The organism is Macrococcoides goetzii (genome assembly GCF_002742385.2).
Lineage (GTDB): Bacteria > Bacillota > Bacilli > Staphylococcales > Staphylococcaceae > Macrococcoides > Macrococcoides goetzii.
This window is the reverse complement of record NZ_MJBI02000004.1, coordinates 73,284-100,163: the sequence shown is the minus strand read 5'-3', so window position 1 is coordinate 100,163 and position 26,880 is coordinate 73,284. Positions and strand designations below refer to the sequence as shown.

At 34.4% G+C, this 26,880-nt stretch carries 29 protein-coding genes; 14 read left to right on the top strand and 15 right to left on the bottom strand.

The window, feature by feature from the left end; all coding sequences use genetic code 11:
• Positions 1-30: 30 nt before the first annotated feature.
• Together BFS35_RS10020 and BFS35_RS10015 are read left to right on the top strand one after the other, a co-directional pair.
• Positions 31-237: a helix-turn-helix transcriptional regulator gene (locus BFS35_RS10020; RefSeq protein WP_099580945.1), complete on the top strand. Its 207-nt coding sequence runs from the start codon at positions 31-33 to the stop codon at positions 235-237.
• Positions 238-248: 11 nt separating this feature from the next.
• Positions 249-623 carry a hypothetical protein gene (locus tag BFS35_RS10015; protein WP_099580947.1) on the top strand — a complete coding sequence of 125 codons (375 nt, stop codon included), beginning with the start codon at positions 249-251 and terminating at the stop codon, positions 621-623.
• A 226-nt stretch (positions 624-849) separates the two neighbouring features.
• On the opposite strand, the gene BFS35_RS10010 is transcribed toward BFS35_RS10015, so the two are convergent.
• Both BFS35_RS10010 and BFS35_RS10005 read right to left on the bottom strand, forming a co-directional pair.
• Entirely contained in the window at positions 850-2,373 is a 1,524-nt protein-coding gene (locus tag BFS35_RS10010) for a M4 family metallopeptidase (RefSeq protein WP_099580949.1), read from the bottom strand.
• 248 nt (positions 2,374-2,621) lie between these two features.
• Positions 2,622-2,999 carry a hypothetical protein gene (locus BFS35_RS10005; RefSeq protein WP_099580951.1) on the bottom strand — a complete coding sequence of 126 codons (378 nt, stop codon included), beginning with the start codon at positions 2,997-2,999 and terminating at the stop codon, positions 2,622-2,624.
• A 131-nt stretch (positions 3,000-3,130) separates the two neighbouring features.
• Here BFS35_RS10005 and BFS35_RS13900 point away from each other — a divergent pair, with 131 nt between their 5' ends.
• Positions 3,131-3,301, top strand: coding sequence for a hypothetical protein (locus BFS35_RS13900; RefSeq protein ID WP_099580953.1), 171 nt, complete (start codon positions 3,131-3,133; stop codon positions 3,299-3,301).
• Positions 3,302-3,360: 59 nt separating this feature from the next.
• Positions 3,361-3,882 carry a type 1 periplasmic-binding domain-containing protein gene (locus BFS35_RS10000; protein ID WP_099580955.1) on the top strand — a complete coding sequence of 174 codons (522 nt, stop codon included), beginning with the start codon at positions 3,361-3,363 and terminating at the stop codon, positions 3,880-3,882.
• 37 nt (positions 3,883-3,919) lie between these two features.
• Here the strand turns inward: BFS35_RS10000 and BFS35_RS09995 are convergent, their stop codons facing one another.
• Positions 3,920-5,194, bottom strand: a complete 1,275-nt coding sequence (locus BFS35_RS09995; protein ID WP_099580957.1) for an LPXTG cell wall anchor domain-containing protein — start codon at positions 5,192-5,194, stop codon at positions 3,920-3,922.
• A 311-nt stretch (positions 5,195-5,505) separates the two neighbouring features.
• Here BFS35_RS09995 and BFS35_RS09990 point away from each other — a divergent pair, with 311 nt between their 5' ends.
• From BFS35_RS09990 to BFS35_RS09970, 5 genes are all read left to right on the top strand, one after another.
• Complete coding sequence (locus tag BFS35_RS09990; RefSeq protein WP_096075873.1) at positions 5,506-5,685, top strand: hypothetical protein; 180 nt, start codon at positions 5,506-5,508, stop codon at positions 5,683-5,685.
• A 1-nt stretch (position 5,686) separates the two neighbouring features.
• On the top strand, positions 5,687-6,499 hold the full coding sequence (locus tag BFS35_RS09985) for a class 1 isoprenoid biosynthesis enzyme (protein ID WP_099580959.1): 813 nt from the start codon (positions 5,687-5,689) through the stop codon (positions 6,497-6,499).
• Positions 6,500-7,037: 538 nt separating this feature from the next.
• Positions 7,038-7,619, top strand: coding sequence for a hypothetical protein (locus BFS35_RS13765; protein WP_158554297.1), 582 nt, complete (start codon positions 7,038-7,040; stop codon positions 7,617-7,619).
• Complete coding sequence (locus BFS35_RS09975; protein WP_099580962.1) at positions 7,616-8,455, top strand: sensor histidine kinase; 840 nt, start codon at positions 7,616-7,618, stop codon at positions 8,453-8,455. The genes BFS35_RS13765 and BFS35_RS09975 overlap by 4 nt, the downstream gene beginning before the upstream one ends.
• 10 nt (positions 8,456-8,465) lie before the next feature.
• Positions 8,466-9,077 (top strand): response regulator transcription factor, encoded by a 612-nt coding sequence (locus BFS35_RS09970; RefSeq protein WP_099580964.1) that lies wholly within the window; start codon positions 8,466-8,468, stop codon positions 9,075-9,077.
• A gap of 163 nt (positions 9,078-9,240) precedes the next feature.
• On the opposite strand, the gene BFS35_RS09965 is transcribed toward BFS35_RS09970, so the two are convergent.
• The 6 genes from BFS35_RS09965 to BFS35_RS09940 all read right to left on the bottom strand — a co-directional run bounded on the left by BFS35_RS09965 (position 9,241) and on the right by BFS35_RS09940 (position 14,707).
• Positions 9,241-9,642: a YolD-like family protein gene (locus BFS35_RS09965; RefSeq protein ID WP_099580966.1), complete on the bottom strand. Its 402-nt coding sequence runs from the start codon at positions 9,640-9,642 to the stop codon at positions 9,241-9,243.
• 85 nt (positions 9,643-9,727) lie between these two features.
• Positions 9,728-10,969, bottom strand: coding sequence for an MFS transporter (locus tag BFS35_RS09960; RefSeq protein ID WP_099580968.1), 1,242 nt, complete (start codon positions 10,967-10,969; stop codon positions 9,728-9,730).
• Positions 10,970-11,061: 92 nt separating this feature from the next.
• Positions 11,062-11,913 carry an agmatinase gene (speB, locus tag BFS35_RS09955; RefSeq protein WP_099580970.1) on the bottom strand — a complete coding sequence of 284 codons (852 nt, stop codon included), beginning with the start codon at positions 11,911-11,913 and terminating at the stop codon, positions 11,062-11,064.
• The gene (gene speE, locus BFS35_RS09950) at positions 11,897-12,757 is read right to left on the bottom strand and encodes a polyamine aminopropyltransferase (RefSeq protein WP_099580972.1); all 861 of its coding nucleotides are present in this window, start codon (positions 12,755-12,757) and stop codon (positions 11,897-11,899) included. The genes speB and speE overlap by 17 nt, the downstream gene beginning before the upstream one ends.
• Positions 12,758-12,770: 13 nt before the next feature.
• Entirely contained in the window at positions 12,771-13,196 is a 426-nt protein-coding gene (gene speD / locus BFS35_RS09945) for an adenosylmethionine decarboxylase (RefSeq protein WP_099580974.1), read from the bottom strand.
• A 2-nt stretch (positions 13,197-13,198) separates the two neighbouring features.
• Positions 13,199-14,707, bottom strand: coding sequence for an aminotransferase class I/II-fold pyridoxal phosphate-dependent enzyme (locus BFS35_RS09940; RefSeq protein WP_099580976.1), 1,509 nt, complete (start codon positions 14,705-14,707; stop codon positions 13,199-13,201).
• Positions 14,708-14,914: 207 nt separating this feature from the next.
• Between BFS35_RS09940 and pglS the strand changes: the two genes are divergently transcribed.
• Positions 14,915-15,946: a 6-phosphogluconolactonase gene (pglS, locus tag BFS35_RS09935; RefSeq protein WP_099580978.1), complete on the top strand. Its 1,032-nt coding sequence runs from the start codon at positions 14,915-14,917 to the stop codon at positions 15,944-15,946.
• Positions 15,947-16,129: 183 nt separating this feature from the next.
• Here the strand turns inward: pglS and BFS35_RS09930 are convergent, their stop codons facing one another.
• A complete protein-coding gene (locus BFS35_RS09930) occupies positions 16,130-16,399 on the bottom strand; it encodes a hypothetical protein (protein WP_099580980.1) in 270 nt (89 codons plus the stop codon).
• A gap of 171 nt (positions 16,400-16,570) precedes the next feature.
• Positions 16,571-17,029: a nuclease-related domain-containing protein gene (locus tag BFS35_RS09925; protein WP_099580981.1), complete on the bottom strand. Its 459-nt coding sequence runs from the start codon at positions 17,027-17,029 to the stop codon at positions 16,571-16,573.
• Positions 17,030-17,122: 93 nt separating this feature from the next.
• Between BFS35_RS09925 and BFS35_RS09920 the strand changes: the two genes are divergently transcribed.
• Both BFS35_RS09920 and BFS35_RS09915 read left to right on the top strand, forming a co-directional pair.
• On the top strand, positions 17,123-17,893 hold the full coding sequence (locus tag BFS35_RS09920) for a carbon-nitrogen family hydrolase (RefSeq protein ID WP_099580983.1): 771 nt from the start codon (positions 17,123-17,125) through the stop codon (positions 17,891-17,893).
• Positions 17,894-18,348: 455 nt separating this feature from the next.
• Positions 18,349-21,261 (top strand): SdrD B-like domain-containing protein, encoded by a 2,913-nt coding sequence (locus BFS35_RS09915; RefSeq protein ID WP_099580985.1) that lies wholly within the window; start codon positions 18,349-18,351, stop codon positions 21,259-21,261.
• A 57-nt stretch (positions 21,262-21,318) separates the two neighbouring features.
• On the opposite strand, the gene BFS35_RS09910 is transcribed toward BFS35_RS09915, so the two are convergent.
• Positions 21,319-22,689 (bottom strand): aldehyde dehydrogenase, encoded by a 1,371-nt coding sequence (locus BFS35_RS09910; RefSeq protein WP_099580987.1) that lies wholly within the window; start codon positions 22,687-22,689, stop codon positions 21,319-21,321.
• Between the two features lie 76 nt (positions 22,690-22,765).
• Here BFS35_RS09910 and BFS35_RS09905 point away from each other — a divergent pair, with 76 nt between their 5' ends.
• Positions 22,766-23,728: a Gfo/Idh/MocA family protein gene (locus tag BFS35_RS09905; protein ID WP_099580989.1), complete on the top strand. Its 963-nt coding sequence runs from the start codon at positions 22,766-22,768 to the stop codon at positions 23,726-23,728.
• Positions 23,729-23,827: 99 nt separating this feature from the next.
• Here the strand turns inward: BFS35_RS09905 and BFS35_RS09900 are convergent, their stop codons facing one another.
• The 3 genes from BFS35_RS09900 to BFS35_RS09890 are packed head-to-tail and all read right to left on the bottom strand — an operon-like array spanning position 23,828 to position 25,633.
• The gene (locus tag BFS35_RS09900) at positions 23,828-24,097 is read right to left on the bottom strand and encodes a GNAT family N-acetyltransferase (RefSeq protein WP_099580991.1); all 270 of its coding nucleotides are present in this window, start codon (positions 24,095-24,097) and stop codon (positions 23,828-23,830) included.
• Positions 24,098-24,115: 18 nt separating this feature from the next.
• Entirely contained in the window at positions 24,116-25,036 is a 921-nt protein-coding gene (locus BFS35_RS09895) for a manganese-dependent inorganic pyrophosphatase (RefSeq protein ID WP_205757158.1), read from the bottom strand.
• A gap of 39 nt (positions 25,037-25,075) precedes the next feature.
• Positions 25,076-25,633, bottom strand: a complete 558-nt coding sequence (locus BFS35_RS09890; protein ID WP_099580995.1) for a cysteine hydrolase family protein — start codon at positions 25,631-25,633, stop codon at positions 25,076-25,078.
• 102 nt (positions 25,634-25,735) lie between these two features.
• Between BFS35_RS09890 and BFS35_RS09885 the strand changes: the two genes are divergently transcribed.
• Positions 25,736-26,872 carry a glycosyl hydrolase family 28-related protein gene (locus BFS35_RS09885; protein ID WP_099580997.1) on the top strand — a complete coding sequence of 379 codons (1,137 nt, stop codon included), beginning with the start codon at positions 25,736-25,738 and terminating at the stop codon, positions 26,870-26,872.
• Positions 26,873-26,880: the final 8 nt, after the last annotated feature.

The following is a 26,880-nucleotide window of genomic DNA, read 5'->3' as shown; positions in this document are numbered from 1 at the left end:
ACACTATAATAATATTGAAGAGGTGAGTGTATGAAGAATAAATTAGCTGAATTTAGAAAGTTACATGGATACTCACAGGAAACATTAGCAAAACAACTGAAGGTATCAAGACAAACAATTATTTCAATTGAAAAAGGGAAGTATAATCCATCATTACCACTTGGATTGATGATTGCTGAAGTTTTTAATGTAAGTGTTGAAGCAATTTTTATATTAGAAGAAAGTGACTATGAGTGAGGAGGATGCGTATGTTTAATCATTTAGAAGGCAATAGACCAATGTTATATTTTCTTGGTGCTGGTTTGTTACTGATGTCGTTATTTTTTATGGTTGTGATATTCGAGAAACCGGAATTTTATGCAATACAGTTAGTACTTGGCATTCATATGATTTTAATGGGAATACAAAATCGAGATGAATTGTTAGATGAACGCGTTGTCGCATTAAGCAATAGAGCATTTAAAACATCTTATATGGTGACACTATTTACAGGGATGATATTTTTTACACTTTATACGTTTGGATTAATCACTTTAAAAGCAGAAAGTGCAATTGTGATAATTTTGGCTGTAATGTCTTTATCTTTTTCAGTGAGTAATTTCATGCTATGGCGAAAATACTAGGAGGATGCGTATGTTTAGTAGAAGAAAGCTTAGTAGAGGAGAGTTGATTTAATGGCCCGATTCCAAGAGGGAACCGTGCCAAAACAAGTGAAATGGCCCGATTGCAAGAGCGAACCGTGCCAAAACAAGCAGAATGGCCCGATTGCAAGAGCGAACCGTGCCAAAACAAGCAAAATGGCCCGATTCCAAGTAAGAATCGGGCCATTATAATTTCTAAAATCAACTACTAGTAAACACCAACTGCATCCCAAGCTGCTTTAATAGTATTTGCTTCTGTTTGACCGTATAAGTCTAAAGCTGATTGGATTAATGCTTCTTTAGTATCTTTAAAGTTAGATGTTGATGTTAAGTAGTAAGATAATGCACGGTAATAAATTTGTTCTGCTTTTGATTTATCCATTTTTGTTACAGTATTGTAGAATGCTTTGTTAGGGATTCCTGAGTTGATGTGTACGCCACCCCAGTCACCGCTCTTAGTGTTAGGTAAGTATTGGAAGTCATCCATGTGTGATGGTTGATCATAAAGTTCTGGTTGAGAGAAACTACGTAATGCATCTCCAGCTCTACCTGGTGTATAAACATCTTCACCCATCAAGAAGTCTGGGTCTACAAAATAACCAAATACGTCAGACATAGATTCGTTGATTGCACCTGGTTCATTTTCATAAACAAGTCCTGCTGTGTGCTCAGTTACAGCATGTGTTAATTCATGTGCGATAATATCGTTAGCACCTGATAATGAAGTGAAAGTAACACCATCTCCATCACCATATACCATAGCTTCACCATTCCAGAAAGCATTGTTGTAATTTGAACCATAGTGAACTACTGAGTAGATTGGAGCTCCGTTTCCGTCATAAGAGTCACGATTGTGAGTATTTTTAAAGTAATCGTATACTACATCGCCATAATAATGTGCATCAACTGCTGCTTTTTGGCGTGAAGAAGTGAAGTATTTATCTGTATCTCTTACAATGTCAAAATTTGTTTGTGTGTTATATGCATCATAAGTTTCAATATTTCCAGTATGTGTTGTATCAGCGAGATAGAAGTAACTACCTTCCTGAAAGATATTTAAATTTTTAAATCTGTTATCGACACCGTATCCATAACCTGTTGTTGCAGCATCGAATAACATATTTTGTTTTTTGATAACTTCGCCTGTTTCAGCATCAATTTGTACGTGCCAGTTTGCTGCTTCAGGAGAAACGTAGATTAATTGAATATTGTATACATATTTATTTTTATCTGCATTAATTGCTACTTCAGCTTTTTTAACGACTTTGCGATTATCAAGATTTTTCACTTTATCTTTATCAGCACCGACAGCTTTGAATGCTAAATCAACCGCTTGATCTTGAGATAATTTTTGTGTGTTTGTTGGGTTCACTTCTTTTTGGTCAAGTTCACCATTTACATGAACGACTTGATTTTTATCGTTAACATGAATTTTAATTTCTTTATTTAGAGCTTTTTTACCGTTATTATGAGGCTTTAATGTATAGTGTGTGAATCCTTTATCGTCTTTTTCTACTTTTGTAATTTCATATTGTTTATAAAATTTCTTTGCAGCTTTGTCACCTGGTAAAGATTTTAAGAAGTTTTTTGCATCGATTTTAGATTGTACTTTTTGAAGGTGGTGAAGTGATTTGCTTGTTTCTGTTTTAGCAAAAGCTGTTTCGCCTTGAGTTAAACTTGCGAGTAAAGTCGATGATAATACGACAGCAGGTAAAATGTACTTTTTATTCATTGATAACACTCCTCATTCATCTAAAATTTAATTACAAGATTTATTATAAGGATTATCAATTTTAATACACTCGTATACACCGCAATTATTTTTACTCAAAAAAGTTAACATGAAAATATTGTACGCATCATATGGCTATTTCATAACAAAATTTATAATTTATATTGAACAAAACCCTTTATTTTTAAGAGATTTAACAAAATTAACAATTTATTAGATGTTAATTTTAAAAATTAAAAAAGATGCAGCTAATTATTAGCTACACCTTTTTCAACATATGCTCGGATCAATTTACGCTCTTTTTCTCCAACTGTATCAAATGTAAATATACATAATGCTGCTTTGTCTGAAACATTATAATGTTCATCACCACGAGATATTTTAATAATAACTACATTAGCTGCACCACGCTCAGTTTTATGCATTACATCAAATTGCCATTCCAAATTTAATCTTTCGGTTTCATCGAGATAACACTGTATACCTGCGATGAATTCATCATATCCTTTTTCATATTCAACACCGTCATCATAGATGATATTCGTTTGAACATTTTTATCGACGATTTCTTTGATTTTTTCAATATTGTTGTTCTGCCATGCAGCTAATAAATGTACGTGTGGCATTTGTCTCATCCTATCTTCTTTTTCTTATTTACACTATATCATAATCTTGAATATATAATGTTAATTATTTCATTCCATTTTATTCATGTGGTAAAATAAATTCAAAGAATTAGTAGAGGAGTGAAACACCGATGGAATTTGTTAAATCTCTATTCAAAGCAATCTTTATTACATTTTTAGTATTATCTGTTATTGTTACTGCTGGTGCAGCTTTATTTGTTATCAGCTTTAAGAAAGATTTTGAAGATATCGAACGTCGTACGAAAGAAATCGTTGCTAAAATTGAATCAGAAAATGTTTAAGACTCTGTAAATTGGAGTCTTTTTATTTTGTATAAAATAAATTTATCTGGGGTGTTCAATTGAGTCCATTACAATCTATTTCACAAGAAGAATTACATGGTTTAGAAAATATTCATTCAGAGAAGGAAATGTCACAGCTGATCCAATTGATGAGAAAACAAAGACCAGTTATTCATGATATCGTAATAGGGTGTAGTAGGAATAATCTTGATTTGATAAAAGCATATCAGTTTAAATTATTGTGGGAACAATTTGGAGGTTTAGATGGTACAGGCGGAACTGTGCTTGCAATTGTAAGCTGGAACCCACACTCATCTTCTTTTAATAAATATGTTAAACGTATCGCTAGGCACATACCAGATGGTTTCGTAGCAATCGGAGAAACTAGAGGTTTTGAACAAATTATGAGAAGGTTGCATCGTTTTACAGATGTAAAAGCAGATAGAACATTTGTATTTTCTTCTTTAGAATCTCAGCAGATGATTAATAGTGGTGGTATCTTTATCTTTGAAGGTATGCAAGGCACTTCAAAACTTGGTACTTATTTTTCAGTTCGTGATGGACTAATTCAAATTACATAAATTAAAACGCACATGCCATAAACATGTGCGTTTCTCATTAAATAATATCATCATCACGCTTTTTACGTGTGAAGTACAATAATGCAACACCTGCTGTAACTGTCATAAGACCAGCTAACGGTAATAATAAGCTCATTGCTTCACCAGTATGCGGTAAATATTGTTCTTCGTTGTTTGTGGAAGTATTATCATATGAACTTTTTTCAAAACGATTATCAGAAGCGTTATCAGATTGATCACTAGAATGGTTAGTATTGCTATTATTACGATAGTCTTTATAATTGCTGTCCGAAGCATAGCTGCTATCAGATGCATAGTCATCACTTGAAGTGTTTTGTTGTGATGTATCGTCCGATGTAAATGATGGACGTGTGTTTTCTTGACTTGTTGTCGTGCTGGAATAATTATTTGATGAAACATTATTATTACTTTCAGTGCTATAAGAACCATTTTCGTTACTTGTTGTACCAGACGTGACAGAAGCCTCACTATTACGTTTCATAGGATTTACTGTCGGTTGTTTTACTGGAAGCTGTGGTTTTACGTTACTACTATTAGTTGAATTATGTGTACGGTTTGACGCTCTATGTGTTGCCTCATTAGAGCTATCTTCTTTCTTACTTCTTGCAAGTAATGGTGGTATATCATCAGGAGATTTGCGAATCGTATCTTTTAATTGTGAATTTTTAGTTGTCGATTCAACAGAACGCTCTCGTTTAATCGGCTTTGTTTGTGCTTCAAAGATTAAAAATTTCTCTTCACCAGGTTCAATCTTTACATTATCTGTTTCCGTAGTTTTGTTGTAACTTACTTCATAGATCTTGTTTGGCTCAGTTGTATTAAAAGTTACGCTTCCGTTTGATACGTCAGCTTGATCAACAAGCTCTCCATCATATTTTAAATATACAGTGGTACCATCTTCTAGATTTGAAAATGAACGATCTACTGCATGAACTTTAATCGTTAGATTATCTTCTGGAAGAGGCGTTTCAGTCACCGGTATCTCTTCTGAAGAAGGTATAACTTCCTCGGGATTAACAACTTCGATATTATTCAGTTCACCAGGATTAATTTCATATTTTTGTCCGGCTATTTCAATCACTTTGATATCTTCAGCAATCACTGAATAACCATCATCTAAAGCAGTAAGAGGTTGTTCTTCTTCGTTTATATTGATACTAAAAGGAAAGTCTTTAATAGGTTCATCGTCTTTATCATGAAAATAAAGTACTGTTGGGGTTGCTTCGGCATGTGCTGGTGAAACTGTCGTGAGGGAAGCCATAATAGCAAATGATAAAAGTATTTTTTTCATATGGAACTCCTTTTTGCTTGTTGAATATATTATGACATAATTCAAATGCAAGTGCTATAGAGTATCCAATAATTCACAATTGATTTAGTAAGTTAAAACGTAATTTAAATTGTTTAATATATTGTCATATAAAGGGTGATTTTTCTTTGTTAATACCCATTAAATGGTTATAAAGTGAAAAAAGTAAATTGATTACAATGAAATAATATTGTAATTATTTTATATTTTTTTGAAAATTCTATCGAATTTTTTGAATATTTCGTGTATTATTATATTTGCAATATATCATTTAGTGAATGGAGGAAATTATTATGAGAGAAGAGTTAGAACAAGTTGTTTTAAAAATGAAAGAAATGAACTTATCTCTAGAAGAATTGTTAAACCAAAACAAAAATTTAGGATTTAGCGAAGACGTAGTAACAGTAATTGACTCTGCTGCCCAAAAACCACTTAAGTTCCAATCTTCAAAGTATTGGACTGGCGATTTCTAAAGTGATCGATCAATACATTTCGGAATTAATAAAGAAGTTAAATCTTTCTAGAGATTCCGAAGAGCAATTATTAGTTTATGTAACTAATAAAATCCAGCGAGATAGCTGGGGAAGTTATTACGAAACAATCAACAAATTATTTAATAAGGGAACACAAGCTGATATGCAAAGAAATTCGGTTGCTATTCAGCTTGTTTTTTGGGCTTTTGATTTAGTCGATGATGTTGTTGATGGAGATTACTTGTTAGAGTGGATATCTAGAGAGCAACAAATTCTTTTGTCTCATATTACTATGCTTCAAGCTATTCGTTTGTTTAATCAGGAAATTCAAGATGAGGTAATGGCACTTATTGTTGATGCAGGATATGCTGAATTTTTTGATGTAACATTTGATTTTAATGAAAATCCAAATATTTCTGAAGATGAATATATCAATTTAGTTACGCAAAAGTCAGGAAACTTAATGCGTTTGATTGGCTTAATCATTGATAAAGATAATGAACCGTTACAATATTTTATGCAAAATGTGGGAATAGCTGCCCAAATTAAGAATGATATTGATAGTATCTTATCTGAACACAAGAATGATTTTAATCAGAGAAAAATGTATCTACCATTGATTAAATATATCTTTTTTTCCGGGGATAAAAACCTTCAGTACTATTCACGAGAAAATATTTTACAATCGGGTTCACTAGACTACTGCAGATTGTTGTATAATTATTACGTTGAAAAAGCATACAGTATACTTTTAGATGCTTTTCCCGATAAAACTGAAGGAATAAGGAAATTAAAAGATGAATTCAATTTTTAGATTAAAACGTATGTCATTAACAGTCTATATATCTTTAATTGTTATATCATATATATTTCATTTAAAGTTTTTCTATGCTATCAAATATTCTATATTAACTGTACAGAATACTGATGATATGACAATTTTAATAATTTGTTCAGCTTGTTTTAACTTTTTCATAAGTATTGTCGTACTTCAAATATTTAATAAATTTGATTCATATGTACTTAAACATTTTTTTATACTTTGCATATTATTAGCTAACACTATATCTTTTTCATTTTATGATCCTTTGCTTAAAGGATTCGGAACAACCATGGAAATATTTTTACTGTTTTCTGTATTAGCTATGTTATCGAAGTTATTTAGTATCTATCCAGTATTCTCAAGGTCAAATAAACTAAATACATTTTTAAAACTCAATAATTATTTAATTTTTATCCTTTTCATTATTGCAATGATACTGAATGTTACACTTCAGAGAAGTGACTTTGTGTTATTTTCGTTTATTATGCTTATCACAGTTTGCATCATTTTATTGCTGAGTGTATTTTATGTGATTTTCTCAATCATTCGTAACTCACATGGTATGATTCGTCGTGAATTGTATTTTATTCTTGCTTCGCTGTTACTTAGTATCTTACCGATGTTTACGCTTAATTTATTTTTACATTTCTTTAATAGCAGTATTCCTTACTACTATTTATTACCGACACTCATTATTTTCCCATTGTATTTACTTTATTCATTCTGTAAATTCAAGATAATCGTTTCAGAATCATTTTTATCTATTGTCTTTGGATTGTTTCAGATATGGAATGTGTTAATGCTATGTTCAATGATTGTATTCTATGTATTTTTCCTTGAGCATCCAATGCTCATCACTGCAATTATCATCCATAGCTTATTGTTGGTTGGATGTGTTGCATTATATTACTTCCGTAACCGTTATGCTGTAAAATATCGTGCTGCAAATATTACAAACAATATCAACGAGAATATTTATGATACTTTAATTCAGAACAATATTCAGTTATCTAATTATTATTTATTTATTGAAACGCAGGACCAATCTGAACAGTATAAGTTCCAGCTGGGACGTTTAATTATGATGATATCATCTCTAAGACGCATATGATTTATGAGCGTTCAACGATTGCGATTAACCAGTTGCAGGATATTACCGTATATGTTCATCGTACTGCCGTAAATAATGCATTTATTGCCTTTCATACTTCAGAGGTTGAAAAGTTTAAATATCATGAATTTGTTCATTTATTAGAACAGTTTGAGTTCTTTATGAAAAACTATTCTACGAAGTTAATGGATGAAGATTATAAGAATCGTATTTATTTATCACATGCTGCACTTGAAGAAGAACGCGAACGTTTATCGCTTTTTTTACATGATGATATTTTACAGAATATTATTCTCGCATTGAATGAGACGAAGACTTTAGACAAAGATGGAAGTCGTGCGCATATTGAAGAGATTCTGGATGAATCAATCTATGCGATTCGTGAAGCATGTGAAGATCTATTTCCGGCAGATTTAGACGACTTTGGGTTAAATGAGAGTTTAAACAGTTTAATTCGTCGTCATCTGTATGAATCAATCATTGATATTCAGCTGGATTATCAGGAAAGCAACGTTATAATTGATAAACTCATAAAAATCAGCAGTTATCGTATGATTAAAGAATTGATCAACAATGCGATAAAACATGCCGATGCTAAACATATTAAAGTTGAAGTGGTTGAATCAATCTCATCTTTATCATTTAAAGTTTCGGATGATGGTAAAGGTATCCCGTATCATAACGTATCAGATATTTTAGTAAGAGGATCTAACAATGGGTTAAAGTACTTGATAAACCAGGTCAACTTGTTTGATGGCTCTGTAGAATTTTCGGTGTTTGACGAAAATGCATACAGACAAGGTCTTATTGTAAGTGTTACATTGCCGTTAGAATAGAGGTGGTTTCATGGTAAAAATTATTATACTTGATGACCATGAATTATTCGGTCACGGGGTTGCTAAGATTATTGAGGCGGAAGACGATTTGTCAGTGCTAAAAGTATTTACAGATCCGAATCTGCTTACACATTATATTAAAACGTTACAGCCTAATATTGTGCTGTGTGATATTAAAATAAAAGATGTGAATGGCTTAAACATCGTAAAGACGTATTCTAAAAAATATCCGAAAGTAAAGTTTATTATGCTCAGTGGGTACAACTTAGAAGAGTATAAGATTAAAGCTTATGAAAATGGCGCGGTTGGATTCATTTTAAAGGATGAATCTACGGATAAACTTGTAGATGGTATCCGTGCAGTGTATTATTTTAATCAAAATCTGAAGCATGACATGGTTTTAGCGAAACCTTTATTGAGTGATCAGGAGAAAGAGATTTTGCGTATGATTGCTAAAGATATGAAAAATCAGGAAATCAGTGAAGCTTTATTTATCAGTAAGCGTACAGTTGAATATCACATTACGAAGCTGATTCGAAAGCTTGGTGTGGAATCAAGGTTAGGTGCTGTAATTAAAGGGATAAAGCTGGGGATTATTGAAGAAAGTGAAACGAAAATTTAGAGGCTGGGACAGTAGTGTACTGCCACAAAGAAAAACCGGACAAAACTAATAAATCGCGCTTTGATTTATAGTTTTTGTTCGGTTTTTGTCGTAGGGGCAACTGCTGTTCTGCCGTTTAAGCTGTTAAACAGAAGAAGGCTAAGACTTCTGTATCACCTTCTTTTTAATGGGTGTAAATATTGATGATATCCATAAATGAAATAAAGAAAGTCTGATGATTACTTGTCACAGAACCGATGATAATGGCCGCCCATTGATCTATTTTCTCAATCGTCATATCGACAGACTGAATATAACCATCCATATAGTATTCGATTGTCACATCCTGATGTTTAGCAAGTGCGATGTGCAATGTTTCATTGATTTCCTGCATACGGTCTTCAGAAAGCTCTGGGCGTTCAACTTTATTTTGATTTTCTATTTGTCGTCGTACATCGGCGAATTGTTGTGGCATCGTAGCAAATGGTGCCCATTTAATCATACCGCGTCCTTTAGGAATGTTGCGATTCAGTTGCTCCGGTTCAACTTTTCTGTAATCAGTTTCGCCATAGATAGGGTGGATCATTGCCTCACATCCTTGTTCTTTTCTTTTATTATACGAACGTACGTTCTGTTTTTCAACAAAAATAAGCAGTGGAATTTTCCACTGCTTATTTGTTCGTTTTAAATTGATGTTTACCAGGAAGATTAAGCGCAGTGACAATCAGCGTCACACCCACAATGCCAAGCAGTGCGACATATACACTCATCATTACACTGTTTAACACAACACCCACGATTAAACCGGAACTTGCCACAAGTCCTGCACCGCTATAACCGAGCGAACTAAATGCAACATAGCTTGCGCGTGCATCATCAGGCATCAGTTTCGCCATATACACAGAATAAATCGGACTTTGAATCAATTCACCGATAGTTGCAAATAATATACATAGCATGAGCATCCACCACACTGTAATTGTATGCGTTAATGCATACCCGAATGTGTACATTAGTCCACCAATGACAAGCATTGTACGCTGATTAAATGGTTCGACGAGTTTGTTGACAAGAAAAGTAATCGTTACAACAAGTACTGTATTTTCAATGAGCATTAAACTCATCATGCGTACACCATCAATGTGTATACCGAACAAATCAATAGGTTTAAATACTTCATGTAAACGTACGCCAATATAATTGGTTAAAGCAAATTCAGCAGAGAAGATAAATACGGCAGCAGCAGTGAAAAGCACGAAGCGCGTATCCTTTAAAGCTATTTTATATTTACCGAATAGATCGCGCATCCAGTGCATATCAACGATGACTTTCTCTTTCTCGGTCGTTGGATCTTTTAGAAATTTGTAGAAAATAAACGTATTGATTAACATGATTGCAATGATAATGATAAAGAGTAGGAAACGATGTTCTTTATAAAATAGTCCACCAATTGCTGTTCCTATAGCAGTAGCGAGGTTATTAGACCAGTATGTCGTCACATAAACTGATTTTCTGCTAACTTCATCGGTAGAATCAATAATCAATGCTTCAAGTGCCGGGAAGATCATGGCACTTGGAATAGCGAGACACATAAAGATAATTGCCACAAACCAGGCAAGATTAATATCGGGATGAATGAAAATTGCCATCACAGTAAAAAGAATCGCAAATATAGTTTGTCCCCAGATGAGCTGTCCTTTACGACTGAAGCGGTCTGCAAAGTAGCCACCGACAAGATTACAAAGCAATCCGAAAATGACATTCAGTGACATGAGGATACCCGAAGTGACTTTGCCGAGTTCATCAGCAATATATAAAACCATGAAAGGCATAACACTCATTGACGCAGCGTGATCAAAAAAACCACAAATAATTCGCAGTTTAACATTAGATGGAAAGTCTTTAAACTTCATTATGGGATACCTCTAGTTGTTTTTATTCTTATTATATTTCATAATAATCTGAAAATATATATAAAAAAATAAGCTAGAACAAAAGTTCTAACTTAATTCGTAATTGAAAGCAATAGTTCACGTGCAACTTTCGCTGCAACAGCATTAGAAACGCCACTGTGGTCATATGGTGGTGACAATTCTACGATATCAGCTGCAACAACGTTCAGTTGTTCGAATACTTTAAATGCAGGTTCAAGTTCTTTATAAGTTAATCCACCAGGTTCAGGTGTTCCTGTACCAGGGAAGATTGATGGATCTAAACAATCCAGATCAATTGTGACGTATACTGGCGCATTACCGATAATGCCTGGTAAATCCTTTAATGTATCGATTGAGAATTTCTCAAGTACGGTATGTGTTTCGCTCCAGTCGAACTCTTCTTTTGTGCCTGAACGAATACCGTACTGATAAATTCTGTTATCGCCGACAAGGTCATGTATACGACGTACGACTGTCGCGTGGGATAATGGCTCTCCCATATAGTCATCACGTAAGTCTGTATGAGCATCAAGCTGCACAAAGATCGCATCCGGATACTTTTCAAGAACAGCACGCATAGGGCCAAGCGTTACTAAATGTTCGCCACCAATCATAAATGGCAGTTTCCCTGCATTTAAAATCGTGCGTGCCGTCTCTTCAAGTTCTTCTAATACTTTCACTTTGTTACCGATTGTAATATCGACGTCTCCTGAATCCATAATACGGACATCTTCCAGATCCTTGTTTAAGAATGGGCTATATGTTTCAAGACCGTAGGATTCAGACCGGATTGCATCAGCTGCAAAGCGTGTACCAGGACGGTTTGAAACCGTACCGTCAAATGGTGCACCATATATCACTGTTGTTGCTTCTTCAAATGAAGCTTCGCAACTCATATACACGTGTTTATTCGGTTGCATCATCGAGCATCTCCTTAACGAATGTTGGAAGAGCGAATGCACCAGTATGAATATCAGTGTTATAGTATTTAGTTTTTAAGCCAAGCGCGTTCCAGGCATCTAAGTCAGCATCTTTTAAAGGATCGAACTTCTTAGAAGCAAATCCGAATAACCAGTGACCAGATGGATAAGTCGGCATATGGAACTGGTACACACGTGTAATCGGGAATAAACCTTTGATTTTAGAGTGTGCACGTTTCATTTCATGTGCGTAACTTGGGTAGTAAGGTGATTCATGCTGATTAATTAATATACCGTCATCTGTTAATACACGGAAACAGTTGTTGTAGAAATCATGTGAGAATAAACCTTCACCAGGACCGATTGGATCCGTAGAGTCCACTAAGATAAGATCATAGTAACCATCTTCTTTGTTCTTCACGTATGCTAAACCGTCTTCAAATAATAAAGTGACACGTGGATCTTCTAGTTTCCCTGCAGTAATTGGAAGATATTCTTGAGATAAACGTACAACACGCTCATCAATTTCTACCATATCAATTTGTTCGATAGATGTGTAACGTGTTAACTCACGTACAGTACCACCGTCACCACCACCGATAACAAGCACTTTCTTGATGTTAGGATTTGTTGCCATTGCAACGTGTGTAATCATATCGTGATACACGAATTCATCTTTTTCGTTAACCATCATTAAACCATCTAAAGTGAAGAAAGTACCGAATTCTTCAGACTTGAAGAAATCAATTTGCTGGAATGGTGTTTTTTCAGTTAAGATATGTTCATTTGTTTTAATAGAGAACTTCACGTTATCCGTGTGATTTTCTGTATACCATAAATCTAACATGTACAATTCCTCCTTATTTAACTTCTACTTCAACAGGTTTGAATGATTCTACGATGATTTCACCTTTAGAATATTTGTGAATTTTATCAGCCATACCACGACCGATTTCATATGAATCAGAAAGTTCAGCTTTTAAAGCTTTTTGTAAGTAATCTTCTGCACGCCATGGGTCTACAGTATCACCACAAGTGAATACGTCAACTGAAGCGTAGCCATATTCTGGCCATGTGTGAATTGTTAAATGTGATTCTGAGATGATAACAGCACCACTTACACCGTATGGGTTGAAAGTATGGAAACAGCTTTCAACGATTGTTGCACCACTTACGCGGGCAGCTTCATTCATGATTTCTTCAACTTTATCATGGTCCTTTAAAATATCTTTGTCGCAGTTATAGTATTCAATTAAAACGTGTCTTCCAAGTGTAGTTAATTTCATTATTAAATATCTCCCTTATTATCAATTATAAATACTTCATTTTTGTTTTCTGCGCCAATCTTAATAATTGGCTGGTCGTTAATAAATTTCCAGTAGTCGATGACTTCCTGGGTGATCATTTCACCTGCCATCAGTATCGGAATACCCGGCGGATAGATCATTAAACTTTCTGCACAAACTTCGTTTAGTGCATCTTCAATCTGAACGACTTTCGTCTCAGAGTAAAAGACATCTCTTAAGCCCATTTTCTGCATCGGAATCGACATCTGCTTCAGAATCGGTGGAACGAAAGGTTTGTCTGGGTTAAAATGTTTAGCGCTAATATCTGAGAGTGCATCAAAGAGTTGATTCAATTCACTTTCATTATCCATAAATGACACAATTCCCATGACGATATTAGGTTCTGCAAGTTCCATCTGTATATCGTAGTCGCTACGCAACAAGTGATACACTTCAAAACCAGATAAATCAAGACGATGATCAATATAGATTGTCAGTTTAGTTTCGTCTAGCTGCTGGTGATATTTCCTGTTAAACTTTTCTGGTTCTAACATGTAGAATCCAGGAATTTTGTTGATGCTTTGTCGAAATGACTGAACGAGTGATAAGACATTGTTGATTTTCTCTTCGCCGTGCAGTGCTAAATGATGACGTGCGATATCAAGTGATGACATCAGCAGGAATGAAGCAGAGGTTGATGTCAGCATATTGATAATACTCTTTACTTTATGCTTATCAATGAGTTTGCTGTTAAACAAAAGAACACTCGTTTGAGTAAAAGAGCCACCTGTTTTGTGTAAGCTCGTTGCTGCCATATCGGCACCAGCTTCCATACTGGAAAGTGGAAGTTCATCTGAAAAGCGATAATGTGCACCATGTGCTTCGTCCACGAGAACAGGAATGCCGGCATTGTGCGCGATTGAAACAATTTCTTTTAAATCACTTACTGCCCCGAAATATGTTGGGTTCATGATGAACAATGCTTTCGCATCTGGATGTGCTGCAATCGTTTCGCGTACAGTTTCTACACTGATATTATGTGCAATTCCGTATTCTGTGTCGAATTCAGGTACCATATAAACGGGTGTAACATCAGCGAGAGCCATCGCATTTAAAACAGATTTGTGAACATTTCTTGGAAGTAACAGTTTATCTTTTGGCTTGAGTGTAGACAGAATCATTGCCTGTATACCAGACGTCGTACCATTTAATAAAAAGTGTGCTTCCTCTGCTAGAAACAAATCAGCCATCAAAGCTTGTGATTTCTGAATGACACTTGTTGGATGATCAAAGTTATCTAACGTTGGCATCGAATTTACGTCATGACGTAAAGTGCGCATGCCGTAATAGTTCAATTTATAGTCAGGGTCCAGTCCACGTTTATGTCCTGGAACATCAAAACTTGTAACGTGTTGTTCTTCGTACTCTTTTAAGGCCGTAAATAAAGGAGTCAATGCATGCTTTGCTTTATCGATATTATGAAAAGCCTTGGAGTAATATGTTTGAGTCATTGGCCACTCCTTAAAATTGGTAAAGATTTAAATATTAGTCTTACTTAACTATTAGTAATGTAAAACTGTCATTTATTAATACCAAACAAATTGTAATGTATTACTAAACTATAAGCAACAAAAACTTTTTTATTTTGATAAATTATTTTCAACTTTTCGCAATCTGAAAGTGATTTTGTTAAAATGAAATTAACAGGAGGCGATACAATGAGTGAAGTAAAAGGATTTATTGGATCATATACAAAACAAGACGGTAAAGGGATTTATAGTTTTACATTGGATACAGAAGAAAAGACGATTAAGACGGTAGAAACAGGATACGAAGTGTCTGGCTCAACATATATTCAACAACATGGTGATAAATTGTATGGTATTAAAAAAGCAGACAGCAATGCAGGTATACAGAGTTATCAAATTAATGAAGATGGGACATTAACAGTAATTAATGACAATTTATCATCTACAGATTCAGGGTGTCATATATGGATTTCTGAAAATGGGAAATATTTATTAGAAGCGGTTTATGGACCAGGTGTTGTAAGATTATATAAATTAGATGAAACGACTGGTGAAGTATTAGAATTAATTGATATTGCACAGCAAGAAGGAACGGGACCAAATAAAGAGCGTCAGGATCACGCACATACGCATTATATCCAGGAAACACCAGATGGCAAATATGCAGTTGCTGTTGATTTAGGAACTGATGAAGTGATTACATTTACTTTTGGCGATCATGGATTTAAACGTGTTGAAACGTTAAATGTAGAACCAGGTATGGGGCCAAGACATTTAATATTTAATGATAATGGCAAATATGCATATTTATTTACGGAGTTGAGCAATGAAGTCGTTGTATTGAAATATGAAGATGGGAAATTTGAAATGCTGGATAAATTATCATCTATTCCAAGTGACTTTACAGAAAACTCACAAGGAGCAGCAATTCGTTTAAGTCATGACGGTAAATATTTATATGCTTCCAACCGTGGACATCAATCTATTGCTGTATTCAAAGTATTAGGTGACGGTGAGAAGATTGAACTAGTTGAAATTGTAGGAACGGGTGGAGACTGGCCACGTGACTTTAATATCGATCCAAGTGATACTTTCCTTGTGTGTGCACATGAAGCTGATGGCGTATTGACGCTATTTGAAAGAGATAAGGAAACAGGAAGATTAACAATGTTAGAAAATGATAAACGTGCACCAGAAGGCGTATGTGTTCAATTTTTATAGAGATAATGATAATTCCTACCTCGAATTGAGGTAGGAATTTTTTTTGTATGGATTAGGATTCGAAATTGCTGAACCCCCAATTTCGAGGGTGGAGTTGATGCTGAAATTGGTGAATCCCCAATTTCGAGAGAGAAATTGATGCTGAAATTGGTGAACCCCCAATTTCACCATCAATTAAAGTTATTAACGATAAAATGTTAAAGGCCCATTCTTAAATATTTTATGATGTGTATTCAAATATGTACGTATCTTTTCGCTACTAATATGATTTTCTGTCCATTTTTTGACCAGATTCACGGTTAATCGCTCCATTGGATAAATTAAATGGATGTCTTCGATTGCTTTTTGTAGATAGTCATTACAGTTAACTTCTTTTTTACAAGCTAGACACTTAAATTTTCGATTCGAAACTTTTTCGTACTTTGCAACATGACAATGACATACAACGCCCATGCCTAAATCTTCAATATTAATACGCTTTCTAAAATTGAATTTTTCATCAGTGTATTGCAAATCTATTAATTTTTTAGCAATATGTTGATCGTATTTTCCAAAAGCATGGTGACTATTTTCTTTAATAACTCTAAAAATATCAAAATATTCTAATATATTATCATGAACTTGTTAACCATAAACTTTATAATCGGGATTAACAAATGTAGTGTAGTAGTTGAAGGGTAGGTCAATGTGGTTTTGTGTAAGAAGTATTTTAAATAATTTAGGTGTTCTAATTCTTTGTTCGTTTAATTTATCAATAGGTGTACCATTTAGAAAGTAGAATAGATTGTCTTTATAGCAGACATCACAGTACATATTTTTGATTTCAAATATAAATATTTGTCCGTTCATAATAATGAGCGCATCAATTTGAAAGTATTGTTTATTAACTAAAAATCTTAAATTGTTTAGTACTAGTCCATATTTGAGATTTTGCTTCACTATAGCATCAAAACTTCGTTCACCGTTAATTCCTTTTATCCGTGTATCAATCTCTTCATTATCTTCATAAGAAAGTTGAGCCCGAATACTTAGCTGCAGTAAATAGGATAATTCCATATCAAATTTTCTTTCTTTAATAATCATTAAAAATCTCCTTTATAACATTTCAATGATAAAATTATGGTATCAAAATAGTATTAAACACATGTAAAATAATTGTAAAAATGGAGTGATAATATGAAAATTGCGATTTATCAAATGGAGATTCTTCCTGGTGAACCCGAGAAAAATATTGAGAAAGTTGCAAATTGGTTATCGACACTCGATGACGTTGATATTGCTGTATTACCAGAGATGTGGAACACCTCATATACATTAGAGGAATTAGTAAATATAACATCTGAAGAAGGACAGCGAGAAATCGAAAAATTAAGTGAACTTGCAAAACAATATCAGATAAATATTGTTGGAGGATCAATTGCTGTGAAAGTCGAAGATAAGATTTACAATCGAGCAATTGTTATAAATAAAAATGGTGAACATATACATCAGTACGATAAATTACATTTAGTACCGATGCTGGATGAACCAAATTATTTAACACAAGGGAATAATATTTCAATTTTTGAAATAGATAATGTAAAGATGGGCGTTATAATTTGTTATGATCTGCGATTCCCTGAAATATCGAGGAAATTAGCTTTAGAAGGAATTGAAGTACTATTTGTTGTAGCAGAGTGGCCGATAGAACGCATCAGTCAATTTGAAAAATTACTCTATGCTAGAGCAATTGAAAACCAGGTTTATGTCATTGCAAGCAACAGTATCGGAAAGTGTGATGATACGGTATTTGGTGGTAAATCGATGGTGATAAATCCATTAGGAGAAGCCACTACAAAAATAATATTAGGGGAAGGGACAATTCAAGCAACTGTTAATATAGAAGAAATTAGAAATATAAGAACTAAAATACCTTTATTAAAAACACGCAGAGCAGATATATATTAGCACTTAATGTAAAAAAATTTCGGAAGATATAAAATGTCACAATTTAGACACATTTGAAGTAAATAATTCTACACAGAAATGATTATTTTTAACATATTTAATAATAAAGTGAATTAATCTGAAAAATATTATAAGAATATATTATTAAAATTAAATTTTATTCTTTAATATTTCATAATGATTGGTTTAACTGTTAAATTTCTATTTAATTGTTCTATAAATATGCAGTAATAATTAAAATGTTATTAAAATAAAGTTTAATGTAAAAATTTTCAAAATAAATAACTTGGTTTTGTAAATATAATACTTTTTCAAGAATACTGAAAATTATATTAATTTTAATCTTAAGCGATTTAATAAGGGTTTACTTAAGAAAATAAAGTCTATAGAATTAAAGTGTATAATGTGTTCATTGTAGCATTATTGCATGTTTTTATTTTAAAGGAGGATTTTGTATGAAAAAATCAAACAAAAGTAAATTAGATTTCCTTCCTAACAGATTAAATAAATTTTCAATCAGAAAATTTTCATCTGTGGGTACAGCTTCAATTTTAATTGGATCTTTAGTGTTTACAGGAAGCCAAGCAAGTGCAGCAACAGATGATACAACAACGACTGAAGCAGCATCAGAAGCGACATATACTATTGGAGATAAAACTTGGTATGATTTTAACTTAAATAATATGTATGATGCCGGCGAAGATAAAGGAATTGGTAACATTACTGTTATAGTTTCAGAATATGGTGGAGCTGAAGTAGCAAGAACTGTATCTGATGCAAATGGTAACTGGAGCATTTCAGGTTTGAAAGACGGAAAATATAAAATTAACTTTGTGGCACCTGATTTAACTTATCAGGGAGTACGTCAAAATGAACACGTTGGAACTGGTCAAAACTCAGTAGGTCCAACAGATGCATTATTTGAAATCAATGGAGCAGACAACTTTAATTTAGATCAAGGATATATCGTTCCTGGTTATAACGTTAATGACGATAGTAAAATAGATCCACCAACAACAGAAGCGCCAACAACAGAAGCGCCAACAACAGAAGCACCAACAACAGAAACGCCGACAACAGAAGCGCCGACAACAGAAGCGCCGACAACAGAAGCACCAGTTGAGGACACTGGCAACCATAAAATTGCTGGTCGTATCTTTGACGATCTTTTAGGCGCTAACGGTGAAGCGAACAACAACTTACGTGATGAAAATGAAAGTTTAGTGTTAGCTACTCCAGAAGAGTTAGCGGCTTTCAAAGTTGAATTACGTGATGAAGCTGGTAATATCGTTGCGGAAAAATCTTTAGATGCAACTGGTTACTATGAGTTTACTGGTTTAAAAAATGGTACTTATAATGTAACATTTAAAAACCCATTAACTTGGTCACCTGTTATCGCTAACGTTGATTTTGATGCAAGTGATGATAGAGACTCAGATGGTCCAACAGATGTACGTGTTGTAATTAACAACAATGATTCATTACATGTAGACCAAGGATATAAAAAAGGTGCAGGACATTCAGTAAATGATTTACCGGGTAACCCTGAACCACCAACAACAGAAGAACCACCAACAGTGGAACAACCACCAGCTACAACAGAAGAACCACCAACAACAGAAAAACCTGATACTGGTAAATATTCTTTAGGTGACAAAGTTTGGGAAGATAAATTAGAAGAAGATACTAAAGCACCAAATAATGTTCAGGATGCTGACGAAAAAGGTATCGAAGGTATTAAAGTAACTTTACATGACTATGCTGGTAACTTTGTAGGTGAAACTTACACAGATGCAAACGGTCAATACAGATTTGATAATTTAGCAAATGGTACTTACCGTGTTGATTTTGATACACCACTTGGCTGGTCACCAGTTATTGCTAACTTAGGAGACGAAGTTATTGATTCAGACGGTCCTGTAGCAGTTTTAGCTGATATCAATGGTAAAGACAATCTGGATGTAGACCAAGGTTATGTAAATAATGGTGGAGGCGGAGTAGTTACTCCAGTTCCAACGCCAGATCCAGGCAAACCGGAACCAACGCCAGAACCAACGCCAGACCCAGTTAGACCTGAAGGTAAATACTCTATCGGAGATAAAGTATGGTGGGATGATCAAGATAAAGAAGGCAACTTAGATAACTTACAAGATCCAAATGAAGCACCTGTTAAAGATTTAAAAGTTACAATTCGTGATGAAGCAGGTAACTTAATCGGTACAACTTATACAGATGCAAATGGTCATTATCAATTTGATAACTTACCAAACGGAACTTATATCGTTAACTTCCACAATCCATTAGATTGGTCACCAGTTATCGCTAACTTAGAAGCTGATTTACATGATGTAATCGATTCAGATGGACCAACAGATGTACGTGTAGTAATTAATGGTGCAAGCAACTTTGATGTAGACCAAGGTTATGTATTAAAAACTGGTTCTCCAGTTATCGTACCTCCAGGTGGCGGTGGAGAAGTAACACCACCAGTAACGCCTCCAGGTGGCGGTGGAGAAGTAACACCTCCAACAAAATTACCATTACCTCCAGAAGTATGTTCTGTCGTTTCTATCGGCGAAGGTACAGCTGGTAACTTATCTATCGGAAACAAAGTATGGTGGGATGCTAACCGTAACAACATGCAAGACGCGGGAGAAAACCCAGTTGTAGGATTACGTGTAACACTACGTGACTACTCTGGTAATACAATTGGTGAAACTTATACTAATGCTTGGGGAGAATATGCGTTCCACGGTTTAGCTGAAGGAACTTACCTCGTAAACTTCCACAATCCATTAGACTGGTCACCAGTTATTGCTAATATCGAAGCAGACTTACATGATGAAGTTGATTCAGATGGTCCAATCGATGTTATCGTAAACTTAAAAGATAAATCTAATGCTAATGTAGACCAAGGTTACTATGGTACTGGCGAAGCTGGACCAAGTTGTGATACTGGTATTACACCTCCTGGCGACAACGGTGGTGGAGATGATAAAACTCCAGTAACACCTCCAACAGATGGTGGTGGAGATGACAAAACTCCAGTAACACCTCCAACAGATGGTGGTGGAGATGACAAAACTCCAGTAACACCACCAACAGACGGTGGTGGAGATGACAAAACTCCAGTAACACCTCCAACAGATGGTGGTGGAGATGATAAAACTCCAGTAACACCACCAGCAGAAGGTGGTCAATTACCTGATGTTAAAGATTCAGAGAAAGCTACTGTAACTCCAGATAGCAATTTACCGGATACAGGTGAAGCGAACAATGCAGCAATTGCAACAGGTGCAGCAGCAGCATTATTAGCTGGTGGCGCATTAATCGCAGCTTCTCGTAAAAGAAGAGACGAAGAAATTTAATAAATAAACCTAAAAAGGAAGATCTCAAATTTGAGATCTTCCTTTTTCATTCATATATCATTTAAATATTTGTTTGACGTATCTGAATTTTCCTTTGTAAGGTGGAAACATAATACCGGATTCCAACTTCGTACTTTTTGTCATATATGCTTTTTGATGACTGAATAATTCAAATGTATATTTTCCATGGTAATGTCCCATACCTGAATGTCCCACACCGCCAAAAGGTAAATAAGGATTAGCGACATGCATGATTGTATCATTTACACATCCACCGCCAAATGATACACGTGTGAATACGTCTCTAATAAAATCATGATCATCGCTAAATATATATAATGCCAATGGTTTTTCATATTGCTGAATTGTTTCAAAAATTTCTTCTTTGTTATTGTAACCGATGATCGGTAAGATAGGCCCGAATATTTCTTCCTGCATCGATAAGTCGTTTAATCGAGCATCAATAATCGTCGGTGCTATATGCAATACATCTGCTTTTGAAGTGCCTCCAATAAGAATACGGTCATGTGCTTCATCAATCATTGCTGTTAAGCGATTGAAGTGCTGGTCGTTGATAATGTGACCATAGTCTTCACTTTCTAATGCATTTTTTCCATAAAACTCATTCAAGGTAGATTGCATCGCTTTAAGAAATTTGTCTTTCACTTTATTGTCAATCAATACATAATCAGGTGCAATACACGTTTGACCGGCATTCATGAATTTACCGAATGCAATACGTTCAGCTGCAACTTTAATATTAGCAGTATCATCTATGATAGTAGGGCTCTTTCCACCGAGTTCCAGCGTAACTGGTGTAAGGTGTTTACTTGCTTTTTCATAGACGATTTGTCCTACTTTTGTACTGCCCGTAAAGAAGATATAATCAAAGCGAACGTCCAGTAGAGCTGACGTTATTTCTTTTTCTCCTTGAATCACTTTTACGTATTCAGGTTCAAAGACTTCTTTCAAAATTTGTTCGATAACAATGCTTGTTTGAGGTGTATGTTCTGACGGTTTTACAACTACACAGTTCCCAGCTGCGATAGCACCGATTAATGGCGACATCACGAGTTGGAAAGGATAGTTGAATGGTCCGATGATAAGCACAGTACCATAAGGTTCATACATTAAATAACTTTTACCTGGAAATTGCATCATCGGCGTATTGATTGATTTCACCTTACTCCAGTTTTTGATTTCTTTGATATATGTAGAAAGTTCTTTTAACACGATGCCGATTTCAGTGGCGTACGCTTCAACTTTTCCTTTACCAAGATCGCTGTTTAAAGCATCGATAATATCCGTTTCATACGATTTTATAGCTTTTTTTAACGCTTTTAATTTTTTTCTTCTTACTTTAATCTGCTTTGTTTCGTGCGTTGCAAAATAGTCTTTCATCTTTTTGATATCTTCGTGAATATTCATGAAAATTCCTCCATTTAGCATTGTTAAGGTGTATACTAATTAATAAATAAACGATAAAAATTCCGGGGTGAAATAAATGAAATTTGGTCTTATCGGAACAAATTGGATTACTGATCGATTTATCGAGGCAGGTAAAACTGTTCCAGAATTTGAACTACATAGCGTCTATTCCAGAACGATTGAACGTGCGCAAAGTTTTGCAGAAAAACATCATATTCCTAACTTTACAGATGATATGGATAAATTGTTGAATGATGAAGCAGTGGATATCATTTATATAGCTACTCCAAATATATTACATCATCAACAGGCAATACAAGCAATGAATCACGGTAAACATGTTTTATGTGAGAAACCAATTGCCACAAGTGAAAAAAACTTTAATTTAATGTATCAGGCGATGGAAAATAATGATGTGTTCTTCATGGAAGCGATGAAAAGTATTTACTCACCATCTTTTATCAAACTTCATGAATGGATTAAAGAAATCGGAATCATTCGTCGTGCCAACTTCCACTATAATCAATATTCCTCTCGCTATGATAAATATAAAGATGGTATAGTAGAAAATGCTTTTAAACCTGAACTGGGAAACGGAGCATTAATGGACTTAGGTGTCTACACTATTAGTCCTTTAGTTAATTTATTTGGAATGCCTAAAACAATTCAAGCGACTGGCAAACTGTTGTCAACTGGCGCTGATGGGCAAGGTACGATTATTTGTAATCATCATTATATGACATCTGTACTCAGCTATTCAAAAATTATTGATAGCCATTTACCATCAGAGATTGTTGGTGAAGAAGGTATTATATTAATTGATAAAATCTCTGCACCAAATAAAGTTCAGAAGTTGAATCGCCATGGAGAAGTTATTGAAGAAATAGTGAGTGATGCACCACCTATGTCATATGAAATAGCGCATTTCATAGAAGCGATTAAAAATAAAGATTTTAAGGCGCTTAATTTAGAGACTTCACATCAAACAATGAAAGTAATTGATGAAGTAAAAAAACAAATTGGCATTTTAATAAAATAAGTTATTGATTATTCAGAAAATTTAAATTATAATAAAGCCATACCATTTTTTCATTCTTTCAAATATAACAAAAAGAGACGCACCCCGCGTCTCTTTTTGTTATTTAATCAGTTGTCTTAAGGCATCGTCACGTTCCATAACGATACGTGCATATGAACATAAAGGAATAATCTTTAAATTATTTGCCTTAGCATAATCTGTAACTTTTAATACTAATGCTTTAGCGATACCTTGACCACGTAATTTTGGATCTGTATATGTGTGGTCGATTACGATTGTGTCTTGTCCTGAAGGCTTAAAAGTGATTTCTGCTTCTGGTTGTGCTTCATCACCAATATAAAATTTATTATTTCCTTGAATAATTTCCATGACAAACACCTCTTCTATTTATGATAATACATCTGTAAGTTGAGGAACAACTTGTTTCTTACGAGATACAACACCTTCAAGTACAGCTGTGTTTTTATCTAATACTACATTGAATGCTTTTTCAACTGCTGCTTGTTGTTGTCCTAATGCTAACACTTTAGAGTTAGAATTTAAGATATCAGTAACAACAAGTACAAATAATGCATATCCTTCTTGTGCTGTTTCAGCATTGATAGCATTTTCTAATTCTTCCTGACGGCTTAATACTTCATCGATATCAACAGTATTCACTTGCGCGACACGAACTTCGTGCTCACCCATAGAGAATGATTTAGCATCGATGTTTAATAATTCTTCAGCTGTCTTATCAGCAGTCTTTGCACCAGCTTTTAACATATCTAATCCGTAAGATTGAATATCAACGTTAGCAATAGCAGCTAATTCTTCAGCAGCTTTAACATCTTCATCTGTACAAGTTGGAGATTTAAATAATAATGAATCTGAAATAATAGCAGATACCATTAAACCTGCAATTTCAGGTTTAATTTCAATACCATGTTCTTTATACATCTTGTTTAAGATCGTTGCTGTACAACCAACTGGTTCTGCACGGTAGTATAAAGGTCCTGCTGTTTCAAAGTTAGCAATACGGTGATGATCTACTACCATTAAGATATTCGCATCTTCAATGCCGTCAGCTGACTGTTGAAACTCGTTATGGTCGACTAAGATAACATCTTCACCATGTAAACGTTCGATTACACGTGGGGCATTTACATTGAAGTGTTTTAAAGCATATTCTGTTTCGCCATTTAAGTCACCTAAACGAACTGCTTCAATGTCTTTTCCTAAAGCTTTTTGTAAATCTTCCATTACTAAAGCTGATGTTACTGTGTCTGTATCTGGGTTTTTATGTCCGAAAGTTAAAATTTTCATAATAGTCTCCTTTTAGTATTATTCTTATCTATTTTATCATGATTAATTAATCTCTTCTACAGTCATGCCTAATACGTTCTTGAAGTGTTGGAGTGCATAACGATGACCTTCATCATTGAATGAAGCAACCGCGCGTTCATCGACTGACATTTCAAAGCCTAAATTATAACCTTCGACTGCTGTATGAAGTACGCAAATATCAGTGCATACTCCAGTAAGTTCGATCTTTTTTATATTTCTTTCGCGTAAAAGTTGTAATAAAGGTGTACCACTAAACGCACTATATCGCATTTTATCAATCCAGAATACGTTGTTATCATCTTTATCACGCAAATAGAGTTCGTGCAACTTACCATAAAGATGTCTGCCATCCGTATCTTTAATATTGTGCGGTGGGAATAATTTTGTTTCAGGATGGTAAGTATCATTTTCAAAATGTAGATCCATCAATACAAAAATCGGTTTATTGTTATCTTTATAGTCGTTCCATTTTTTAACCATTGCATCTTCAAGTGCAATCGCAGGTTCTCCGCACGTCAGTTTGCCGTCAAGTGCTACAAAGTCATTAGAATAATCAATAATTAATAAAGCTTCACTCATCTTCAGCGCTCCTTTAAACGTAAGTTTTAAATTTAGAGTATACAGCTGATTAAAACAGGGTATAATCGTAATTACATTATAAATGATTTGAAGGTGTTATAGATGAAAAAGATTAATATTAAAGATTTTGGTGCGAAAGGTCGCCATGTTCTTTTTGATACGATTGGCTTACAGCGTGCACTTAATCAGGCAAAAAAAGAGCCTGTAGAAGTATATATTCCGGAAGGGACATATTACATCGGTAAAGAATTAGTGATTTATGCACACACTTATTTACATTTGCATCCTGATGCCATATTGCGTCGTATGAGTCCTTTTGCAATGCTTAAAAACGGTAAGAAAAGTGAAGGATATAAAGGATACGATGGTAATGGCTATATTAAGATTGAAGGTGGAACGTTTGATCAATATGGTCATGTCCTAAATTTTAATAATAGTATTATGTCGCTTGGTCATGCGCGTGAAATTGAAATTAAAGATGTAACCTTTAAAAATGTTGTACAAGGGCATGCGATTGATGCGTGTGGTATCGACGGTTTTAAAGTGACGGGATGTAAGTTCCTCGGGTTTCGAGATGATAGTGGAGAACGTGCTTTTAGTGAAGCGATTCAACTAGATCTACAACTGAAAGACTCTTTCCCAAAGTTCGGTGAATATGATGGCACAGTGACAAAGAATGTCATCATTGAAGGTTGTTATTTCGGTAATTCTAATGAACCGATGATGAAACCTTGGAACAGAGCGATTGGTAGTCATGCCAGCACATATGAAATTTATTATGAGAATATCACTGTAAAAAATAATACTTTTGACAAGATGGGAGATTATGCACTTACTTTCCTAAAATCAAAAGTATTGCATGTATATGATAATACCTTTAATGACTGTAATGGTGGTATACGTTATTTAGCAACGAAGAAGGGGAAATATTCACTTGATTTATACGGGAGAGACCATGGTGCGCAAGCGGGGGAAATGACTGTTATACGTAACAATCATTTTCACTCTATCAATGATAAATACGCAATATTGTTTCAGAGTTACGATGGTAAGAAGAATAAAGATATCTATATCATCGATAATCAATTCAGTGAAGATAATACGTGTACTATTAAAATAGGTGCTGCGAAAAATGTCGTGTGTATGCAAAATAAAAACTTAAAGAAGATTAAAAAGATAGAAGTAGATGATTTTTATGCAGAAACGATAGCTAAAGATGAATCAATGGGTGAATTATAAAAGCAACG